General features: G+C 70.6%; 3 protein-coding genes and 1 pseudogene. All 4 read right to left on the reverse strand.

The annotated features are described in order from the left end of the window. A pseudogene (locus TA90_RS15700) lies at positions 1–272 on the reverse strand (hypothetical protein); the annotation flags it as partial. A gap of 400 nt (positions 273–672) precedes the next feature. Then, positions 673–2,277, reverse strand: coding sequence for a choice-of-anchor A family protein (locus tag TA90_RS13475; protein WP_147513507.1), 1,605 nt, complete (start codon positions 2,275–2,277; stop codon positions 673–675). A 473-nt stretch (positions 2,278–2,750) separates the two neighbouring features. Continuing rightward, complete coding sequence (locus TA90_RS12815) at positions 2,751–3,257, reverse strand: TspO/MBR family protein (protein ID WP_052450884.1); 507 nt, start codon at positions 3,255–3,257, stop codon at positions 2,751–2,753. Positions 3,258–3,500: 243 nt separating this feature from the next. Next, positions 3,501–4,391: an ABC transporter permease gene (locus TA90_RS12820; protein WP_052450885.1), complete on the reverse strand. Its 891-nt coding sequence runs from the start codon at positions 4,389–4,391 to the stop codon at positions 3,501–3,503. Positions 4,392–4,442 lie beyond the last annotated feature (51 nt).

The raw sequence follows: 4,442 nt of genomic DNA on the forward strand, positions 1-4,442 counted from the left end.
GCCGGCGGTGTGGGAGAGGTCCGGGACGGTTCCGGGACCGGCCGGGGTGGGGGAAGACCGGAGTCCTCCTGGTCCGACGGCGCGCCCCGACCCACCAGGTGTGCGGGGGCGGGAACTTCTGCGGGCTCGGGCGGCAGGCCGCCGTCACCGGCCAGGGAGTGCGGGGCGGGCGCGTCCAGCGACGGGTCCAGGCCCAGCTCCGGGTCCACGGGCGGATCCGGGGTCATGTCGTCGTCGAAGGGGCGGCTGCCACGGCGTGGGCCACGGGACATGGGGTCACCTGCACGATCTGGGTCCGGGCGGTGGTCGTCCGCATGGTTCTGGTCTGTCACGTGGTCAAGGATGGCACGCGGCCCCTCGGGGGTGGTGGGACCAGCGTCGGAGGCGGGGTGTCACGTGGGCCACTCCGGGTGAGCCCGTCCCGCGGGTGGAGGCTCCGGGAACGCCGACGGAGGGAGGTCGCGGAGGGCGGACCGCTGACAGTGCGCAGCGGACAAGGGCCCGGGCGGGGGATCGCGGGGGCGGACCCCGGGGCGGGGACCGCGGGACGCAACCCGGGGCTGGCGTGGTGATGCCCCCGGGACGGCCTGGTGAGGGGCCGATCCCGGGGGCATCACCGGTCACTCCTGCGTCACCACCCGGATGGGTGTGGACGCCGGGCGGACGGGGGCCTCACTTCCTGCGACCTCGCTGGACGCTGAGCACCGCTGCACCTCCCACCGAGAGAGCGAGCACCGCGGCGAACAGGCCCGCGGCATCACTCCCGGTGTGGGCCAGCACCTGTCCGGTGGTGGCGGCGGTGGTGGTGGACCCAGCGGTGGTGGATTCAGCCGTGTCCCCCGATGCCGGGGTCGAGGTCCCCGTGGTGCCTGAGGTCGGCGTGGAGGTGCCGGAACCGGAAGCGGGCACGTCAGGCGTCGTGGACGGGTCCGACACGGAGGGCGACGGGGACTCCGACGGCTCCTCAGTGACCTCCGGCGACGGGGAGTCAGACGGTTCGTCAGTGACCTCCGGCGACGGAGACTCGGACGGCTCGTCGGTGGCCTCCGGCGACGGGGACTCAGACGGCTCGTCGGACACCTCCGGGCTCGGCGTCTCACTGGGAGCCTCCGACACCACAGGGGTGGGGGACTCGGACGGCTCCTCCGACACCACAGGTGTTGGCGCCTGCGAGGGCTCCTCCTGTGGCGTGATGGTGTCACACGAGAGCAGGGTCCCGGTGAAGGGATGGTGGTGCTGCTCGCTGCCGGAGAGCGTGCCGCCGGCAGCGACGAGGGTGCCGTTGATGTTGGCGCTGTTCTTCACGAACTGTGCCTGTGGGGCGAGGATCGAACCGTAGGTGCTGTCCCCCACCTGGGTGATGCGCGTGGAGGCGGGGAAGTTCCACAGGATGCCACCTGCGTTGCTCTCACCCACCCCGGGCATGTTGAAGCCGAGTGAGACGTCCTCGTCGCCGGTGACATTGACGACGACGTTCGTCCCGGTACCGCCGGAGATCGTCGCCCCCTCGAACTTGATCTCCTTCAGGGCGTTGAGCTGCGTCGCACTGAGCGTCCACACGCTCGTCGTCCCCTCGACAGGCCTGACCGTGGCCGTGCTCCCTGAGATCGAGACCGCCGCCTGCGGATTGCAGGAGGCCGCTGCGCTGACCTTCTGGCTCGTCGCGGTCGCGGCAGCCTGGCTGAACAGCTCGGAGAACAACTCGGCGTTGACCGCCGCCTTCTCCCCGTTGCGGAGGATCACCGAGGGAGCGGAGTCGTAGCCCGAGCCCTTCGCCACGACCCGCAGGGCGACGCTCGCGCCGTTCGAGTCCCGGTCCAGAAGGTCGACGTCGCCGCCGTTGCCCACCACGAGCCCACCGGCATGGACCTCGAGCGTCCCCGAGGAGGGCGCGGCGAGCTTCAGGTCCTGCGCCAGGACTCCCACCGTTCCACCCACCCCCGGCACCACCGCTGAGGACTTCATGCCGACATTCGTCCGCGTGAAGGTGAGTTCACCTCCCACCGCTACCGCTCCGTCGCTCTCCACTTGGACCGCCATGTCCCCGAAGGACACGACGTTCCACTGGCTGTAGGCGGCCATCGGGGAGATGCTCGTCGTGGTCTCCTCCCCACCCAGCGGCACCGCTGCCGCAGCAGTGGCCAGGCCGACTCCTGATGCTGCCGCCAGGACGCCGGCGAGCACCCAGCCCGTTGCGCGCCGCCTCCGACTGCCGTCGCGCTCTCCGCCGACACCCAGCAACTGCTGACCACACTGTCTGTTGGTTTCCAGCTTCACTGACAAATCCCTTCCTTCTGCCCGCACTTCGCCATTCCTGACGGGCCGGTCCCCTCAAAATTGGAGGATCGACAGGTCGCGGGACCGTGGACCCGTCAGCGTAGGAGGATTGACACGGCTCCACATCTGGGAGCCTAACTGAATGTCTGGAAGAAAATAAAGACGAGACCGATCGTACTGACAAGTCATTCAGCGCCTCGACGATCACGTCCGAGTCCGAACTCGATTGACTCGATTGACAGCTGTAGGTACGCACGACACCCCGCAAGTGTCACAGATCACAGGTTCGAACGGATTTCCGGGACTTTCGTCCAATGAGTTTCTCGAACTCTGGACAGCTCTTGAAGGTCGCCCCGCCTGTCCGGGCACCCCGGGACCGATGCGTCGGCACCGACCGGGTCACACATCCCCACTCTCCGGGTGCCCGCCACGCCTCGCCGGCTCCTCGTCCGTCGGCGCCCGGAGGGCACCGGTCAGGACTCCTGACCGACCCCGGGTCGGAAGCAAGGGATCCTGTCCCCACGGTTCTTCGCGATGATCGCGCCATTGAGCACCACCGCGAAACAGGTCCAGGCCGCGTAGGGCGCGATCGCGGCACCAGCGGGCCGTGAAACCCGCCACGCCCGCCGCACCAGGGACACCGAGTCCGCGGCCAGCGCGAGGGCGACGATGACACCACCGCGGGTGGAGTGCCCCCGGAAGAACACCCAGGTCCACCCCGCATTGAGCGCCATGTTACGGACCAGGGCGGCGTGGTGGCCGCGATCGGAGTCTTTGTGTTCCACGGCCACCGACGCCGCCGCCACCGAGGAGTACAGACCGGTCCACACCCACCGGAACACGGGGGGTGGCGGCTGGATGGCCGGCTGGCGCAGCGCGCGGTACCACCGCGAGCGCACTCCCGTCACCGTCGCGACCGATCCGGCCCCGGCCGCGGCCACGACCGGCCAGACACCCCGCACCACGCACCGCGCATCCATGTCGGTCTCCCCTCGGTGGACTCCTCCCCACCGTAGTGCCGTGGGGGCTCCGCAGCGTGGGGAGGCGCCCTCGTCGACCCCCGACGACCTCCAGGGGGAGCGCCGGGACCCCGCGCGGGCCCGCGAACCCGACGGCCCGCCGGACCGGGCACCCCCGCCCCGGCCCACCCCGCTTCGGCCGTGAACCTCAGGCGGTCGGAAGCAGGCCGGCGGGGTCAGAAAGTCGGCGTCAGAAAGTCGGCGTCAGGCGTCGCGCTTCTTGGTGAGGACGATCCCCACCACCAGCGCCACCACGGTCCACGCGGCGAACACCCCGTAGCCCTGCCAGGGCGAGAGCGCATCGGGATCGGTCGCCGTGGCCAGCAGCTGTCCGCCGGCATTGGCGGGGAGGTACTCCCCCGCCGTCGCGATCCACTTCGTGGCCTCGAAGGCGCCCGCGATGGAGACGACCATCGGCAGGACGAAGACGATCGCGACCAGGGTGAAGATCGCGCCCGTCGAGTTGCGCACGATCGCCCCGACCCCCAGGGAGAACAGGGCGAGGGTGACCAGGTACAGCACGGTCCCCAGCAGGATCCGCCACGTCGTGGGGTCCGAGGCGTCGAAGGAGTAGGAGGTGCCGGAGAAGGCAGGGATGCCCACCACGTAGGCCAGTGCGGTGGAGACCGCCCCGGTCACCGCCACGAGCACCGTGAGCACCACCGCCTTGGCCAGGACCACCCCGGTGCGCCCGGGCACCGCCGCGAAGGTGGAGCGGATCGAGCCGGTGGAGAACTCCCCCGTGATGACCAGCGCGCCCAGCACCGCCACCGCGAGCTGGCCGAAGCTCAGGCCCGCGGTGATCGCGTCGAAGCGGAAGGCGTCGATGTCGCCACCCATCTGGTCGGAGGACATCGACAGGGACACGGCGATGAGGGCGGAGAAGGCGACCATGACGACCAGTGCCACCCCGAGCGTCCACCACGTGGAGCGCAGGCCCAGGGTCTTGATCCACTCGCTGCGCACCACGCCCGGCCAGGTGAGCCTGTAGTGCGGGCGGCGCTCCCGGGCGCGGGCGCTGCGGGAGGGGATGCCCGCGGGCGTGGAGGTCGGATCCGGGGACATGTTCTGGCTGGGGTTCGCGGCGGTGCTCATCGGGTCTCCTCCTCGCCGGCCGGGAGGTGGTCTGCGGGGACGGCCGCGCCG

It is taken from the genome of Actinomyces polynesiensis, assembly GCF_000820725.1.
Taxonomy (GTDB): domain Bacteria; phylum Actinomycetota; class Actinomycetes; order Actinomycetales; family Actinomycetaceae; genus Pauljensenia; species Pauljensenia polynesiensis.